At 66.4% G+C, this 5,136-nt stretch carries 6 protein-coding genes; all 6 read left to right on the top strand.

What is annotated here, in order from left to right; translation table 11 throughout:
- Positions 1–447: tyrosine-type recombinase/integrase (locus H0W38_RS16145; RefSeq protein ID WP_292455945.1), on the top strand; the 447-nt coding region annotated here is incomplete at its 5' end.
- A gap of 131 nt (positions 448–578) precedes the next feature.
- Entirely contained in the window at positions 579–905 is a 327-nt protein-coding gene (locus tag H0W38_RS16140; protein ID WP_292455943.1) for a hypothetical protein, read from the top strand.
- Complete coding sequence (locus H0W38_RS16135) at positions 902–1,777, top strand: hypothetical protein (protein WP_292455940.1); 876 nt, start codon at positions 902–904, stop codon at positions 1,775–1,777. Before H0W38_RS16140 ends, H0W38_RS16135 begins: the two co-directional genes overlap by 4 nt.
- 37 nt (positions 1,778–1,814) lie before the next feature.
- A complete protein-coding gene (locus H0W38_RS16130) occupies positions 1,815–3,011 on the top strand; it encodes an AAA family ATPase (RefSeq protein WP_292455938.1) in 1,197 nt (398 codons plus the stop codon).
- Between the two features lie 471 nt (positions 3,012–3,482).
- On the top strand, positions 3,483–4,643 hold the full coding sequence (locus H0W38_RS16125) for an acyl-CoA dehydrogenase family protein (RefSeq protein WP_292455936.1): 1,161 nt from the start codon (positions 3,483–3,485) through the stop codon (positions 4,641–4,643).
- Between the two features lie 21 nt (positions 4,644–4,664).
- Positions 4,665–5,136: hypothetical protein (locus tag H0W38_RS16120; protein WP_292455934.1), on the top strand; the 472-nt coding region annotated here is incomplete at its 3' end.

Genomic DNA, 5,136 nt, shown 5'->3' with positions numbered 1-5,136 from the left:
CACGAGGCTACCGGCAAGCTGAGCGACTACGTCTTCTGCAACCGCGAAGGCAAGCCGCTGGACAACAAGAACTTCACCGACCGCGTCTGGAGTCCGCTGCTGCGTCACCTCGGCCTCAAACCGCGCCGTCCCTACCAGATGCGCCACACCGCAGCGACTCTGTGGCTCGCGTCCGGCGAGGCGCCGGAGTGGATTGCCCGTCAGCTCGGCCACACCAGCACCGAGATGCTGTTTCGCACCTACAGCCGCTTCGTGCCCAACCTGACCCGCCGGGGCGGCTCGGCCTTCGACCGGCTCCTGGCAACGCGCTTCGCCAGCGGTGGCGTTCAGGTGGCGGCAGGGAGTGCGACCGGCGCACCTGAGCCGTCGCACCGCGGCAGCGCAGTGACCGTGCCGCCTGGCCAGCCGCCGCCCGTGAAGCGCCCGGCTCTCGTGCCGCTGCACTAGCGCCCGTTCATCCCATCAGCCACCCGGAGGCCGCGGTTCGCCGCAGCCCCCGCAGGGATCGCTTTGCCCTCGATATGCAGATGCCGTTCTCGGCAGGGCAGGGCGGTCCTACGCCGCAACCAGGAGCACCCATGTCCGCCACACCGCCCCGTCCTCATCAGCTCGTGACCGTGACCGCCACGGTCCGTGCCGCCGAAATTACCCCGCTCGGTCACCTCGCGTGCCGGCTCGACGCGCCAGAAGCCAACTACAGCGCCATCGGCGACCCCATCGTCGCCTCGCTGGTCGAGCTCAAGCCCGGTATGTCCGTTCGCGCCGTCCTGCTGCGCCTGAGGTGTGCGCTGCCCAGCGCGCCCTGGCAGTGGCAGCTGCTGTGCTGCCGCGTCGTGGAAGCCGGCGCCAGACCGACCGCGACTACCGATGCCACCACCGTCCACTTCGAAGGGAACCTCGCATGACCACCGTCCAACTCGCGCCGCCCGCTGTTGCCACGCTCAATGTCTTCGACGTCCTGCCCGCCGGCACGGTGTCCACCCTCATCGGCTGCATCGGCCAGTGGGACCTCGGCTTCGCCGGCCGCATCAGCTGTGTCGCGCACCTGTCGTTCGGCGACCTGCCGCTCAAGGCCAACCGGGACACCTTGCCCCTGGACATCCGCAGTGGCGACTGGGCTCGCCTGCAGCTCATGCGCCGGCACGACGGCTCGGTCCGCTTGCTGGGCAGCAGCCGTATCGCACCTCCTGGCGTCGAGATGGCATGGCTGCCCACTGTGCGGCATCACCGCTTCACCCAGCTCGTGCGCCTGCGCGGCCTGCTCGGCCGACTCGAGCCGGTGGCGCAGGCGCTCTTCGTGGTCGCCATGACCGAGGCGCGGGTGCAGGGCCGATTCCTGATGCGCATCGCCGCGCTCGACCAGCACTGCTACCCCGGTGGCTACTTCGACCAAAGCGTGCGGGCCGCGAGCAATGCGTTCCACGCCGTCTACACGAGCGACCGCGACCGCAGCGTGGCCACCTTGGCCGCCCTGTTCTTCGACATCGGCAAGGTTTTGGAACCGGCCATCGGCGGGGACCTGCCTCGGCTCGGTCCCTCGCTCGCGCCGCATCCAAGAAGTCGCGAGGTGGTGAAAAGGGCGTGCGAGCGCATCGCGCGCTTCGACGAACACCTCACGGTCGACCTGCTGGCTCAGCTGTCCACCGCCGACTGGATGAACCGATGCCGCGACCCGGCGCGAGACGGCCGCATCCGCCATGTCGTGCTGAAAGCCGTCAGCGAGTCCTGGCGCTCGGAGTTCCCGGAAGACCGTCGCTGGCCGCGCCCGCCGCGCTGAGCCGCATGACTGTCACATCGCACTTCTGGAGCATTCAATGAGCAACAAGCTACCCCCCGGCTACTTCCGTTGGGTCAGTCCGGACAATCAAGTCTTCCTCATCCCCATCAAGCCGTTCGAGGCGCTCCAGGAAGAGCGAACCCGCTACGCCCGCAAGGACGCCCCCGCCGAAGAAGAGCGCATCCTCAAGCTTCGCGGCAAGGCCAAGGAAAGCAAGAAGCCGGCAGATTGGCGCGAGACCTTCGGAGAAGTCTCGCCGCCTGGACACTTGCGGGTCCTAGGCGACTACGACGCCCTGGTCAGCGGGGCCATGGAACAGGACCTGGCCTGTCGCACCGCCGACAAGGACGTGCGCGAGCGCATGCAGGTCCTGCTCGAGAAGCTCAAGAACCGGGGTCCCGACCGGCTCATCGGCGGCCCGATGGACGCCAGCAGCGCCCTCGACGAACTGCAGCGGGTGCTGCCGCACTTTCGCGGTCCGCTTGGACTGGTGCGCAACTGCCTGGCCCTTGCCGAGGCGTCGACGCTACCGGTGCGTATTCCGCCCATGCTGCTGCTCGGGCCGCCCGGCGTGGGCAAGACGCTCTTCAGCCACAAGCTGGCCGAAGCGCTCGGGGTGCCGAATGCCTCCATCGCCTTCGACCAGCCGTCCGCCGGCTCGCAGCTGTGCGGCTCGGACAAGTACTGGAGCAACAGCGCCACGGGCCTACTGTTCCAGCTCATCTGCGAGGGACGCTATGCCAATCCGGTCATCCTGCTCGACGAACTGGACAAGGCCTCGGTCGGCAGCGGCGCTCGGGCGCTGGACCCGCTGGCGCAGCTGCACGGCGCGCTGGAGGTGCAGACCGCCAGGCGCTCCACCGACTTGTCGACCGACATCGTGTTCGATGCGAGCCTGACGACATACATCGCCACCGCCAACTCCGTGCGCGGACTCGGCATGCCGCTGCTGAGTCGCTTCGAGGTCTTCCTCATCGAGCCGCCCGGGCGCGACGACTCGGTCGGGATCGCACGACGCATTGCGACCGAAGCAAGCGAGCGCCTCCGACTGACCGAGCCGGTGGTGTTCGAGCGCCGGTGCTTCTACGTGCTGGCGAGGATGAGTCCGCGACTCATGCATCGCACCGTCGACAAAGCGCTTGGCGAGGCGGTGGCAGACAAACGAAGGGTCGTAACGGAGCAAGACCTCTGGCAATTGCTCGGCATGGGCGACGAGGGGCCTCGGCCGCATTGAGACAAGAACCTGGAGGATGAAGCGATGAGCGAAATGAACAGCCGCTCGTTGCGGGTGACCCTGTCCGGCGGGTGGTGGCATGTGGACGTTCGGCTCCGGCTTCAATACCGAGGACATTAGCCAAGCGGTGCGCCAATTCAAAAAGCAGTTCCCTGCAGGCGCTGCAGCTGGTGCTGGTGGTTTACCCCCAGGCACACGTGGAGGTCAACGAGAACGGGCTGGTGCTGCTGCCTTCGCGCCTGCATGTCCTACCCTCGCAGTCGCAAGCCGGGTGTTCTGAGCTGCGATGTTTCAAGCACCCTGAAGGCAAAGCCTTCGAGGGTGCCGCTGGGAGAACTGGTATTTTTGTCAAGCCGAGTGCTTGGACGATTCGATGGTGGCAGTCTGATTGCCGCCGACAATACGCAGGCGAGGCAGGCTTAAGGGCAGCAAGGCCTATACAGTTCCCCTAGAGCCTTTGTGAACACAGATGTGAACGACCTCTTTTCCCCTGAACTGCTCGACCTGCGCGATCAGGCGAGCGCGGTTGCCGCCGACGTCCTGCTGCCAACCGCCGAGCACACCGACGCAACTGGAGAGTGGCCGAAAGCGGCCATGCAGGCGCTGGCCAAGCAAAGATTGACCGGGCTGACCGTCCCCAAGTGCTTGGGCGGGCACGGCCAGGGGCTTGTCGCGTTGGCAGCGGTCACCGAAGTGCTGGGGCAGGCGTGCGCCGCGACCGCCATGTGCTACGGCATGCACTGCGTGGCCACTGCCGTGATCGCTGCGAAATCGACGGCCCATCACGACGCCCGTTATCTGAGGCCCATCGCGCAAGGGGATCACCTCACCACGCTGGCGCTGTCGGAGTCCGGCACCGGCTCGAACTTCTTCCTTCCTCAAACCGTTCTCGAGCGCGAGGGCAACGGTTACCGCCTGCGGGGAACCAAGCAGTTCGTCACCAATGGGGGCGCAGTTGATTCCTACGTCGTTTCGACGCTGGCAAGCGACGCCTCGGAGAACGGAGAGTTCAGCTGCATCGTGCTGGATCACGACACGCCCGCCATGCACTGGGGGGAGCAATGGCGCGGGTTGGGAATGCGCGGCAATTCCTCACGCTCTTTGAAGCTGGACGGTGCTGTCGCTCCGCTTGGAAATCTTTTGGGCGACGAAGGCGACCAGGTCTGGTACGTGTTCGAAATCGTCGCACCCTTCTTCCTGACTGCGATGGCCGCCACCTATCTCGGCGTGGCGCGGGCCGCCCTCGATGTGACGCTTGCACATCTTCAGGCCCGCCGACACACGCATTCGGGCCAGTCGTTGAGCGAGATTGAAACCGTGCAACACCGCGTCGGTCAGTTGTGGATCGGTGTCGAGCGCAGTCGCCTGTTGCTGCTGCATGCGGCACGCGCCGGCGACATGGGGCGTGACGACGCAATGACCGCCATCCTCGCTTGCAAGGCCGATGCTGCCAACACCGCCGTGACCACGACGAACGAGGCGATGACGCTGTGCGGCGGCATCGCGTACCGCGAGAACAGCACCCTTTCTCGTCTGTTGCGCGACGCGAGGGCAAGCCATGTGATGTCTCCGACCACGGATCTGCTGACGATTTGGACCGGGCGCAGCGCGCTTGGACTGTCGCTTCTATGAACAATCGATTCACGATTCGACATGGCCGGCCGCATCGTCCTTTGGAGCGCTGAGCCAGCCGATCCGTCCCTGCTGGAGGCCGCTGAGTTCGCGGCTCAGGCGGCTGGTGCCTCGTTCGAGCAGGCCGACGACGCAAGCGCCGCAATAGAGCGTGTCAAGGCCGTAGCCACACCGCTCGAACCCTGCTTGCTGGTCATGGTGCCACTGGTCCCGGCCCAGCTGCAGCCGGCCTTGCGTCCTCTCTCCAGTGCGGCGCCCGATGCGCGCTGCCTTTTCGTCATGGCAAGCGAACAGCACGCCGCGCTGCGGCGAGCGCTTACCTTTCTCGCGCCGCCGGGCGGGCATTGGCATATCGAACGCTCGGGAGACCCGGAGCTGGGTCAGCGAATGGCCGATGCGCTGGGCGCCATCGTCCAGAAGGGCCGCCTGCGCACCACGCTCGACCGCATGAAAGTGCGGCTCTCGGCCGTAGCGCCGATTGATCCGCTCGAAC

Origin of the sequence: Methylibium sp. (assembly GCF_013817365.1) — a bacterium.
Lineage (GTDB): Bacteria > Pseudomonadota > Gammaproteobacteria > Burkholderiales > Burkholderiaceae_C > Methylibium.
Note: the sequence above shows the minus strand (reverse complement) of the source record. Positions and strands in the feature narration are given on the sequence as shown.

Excerpts from the sequence above, each read along its gene's own strand:
- H0W38_RS16140 (WP_292455943.1), top strand. The coding sequence starts at position 579 with ATGTCCGCCACACCGCCCCGTCCTCATCAGCTCGTGACCGTGACCGCC.
- H0W38_RS16135 (WP_292455940.1), top strand. The coding sequence starts at position 902 with ATGACCACCGTCCAACTCGCGCCGCCCGCTGTTGCCACGCTCAATGTC.
- H0W38_RS16130 (WP_292455938.1), top strand. The coding sequence starts at position 1,815 with ATGAGCAACAAGCTACCCCCCGGCTACTTCCGTTGGGTCAGTCCGGAC.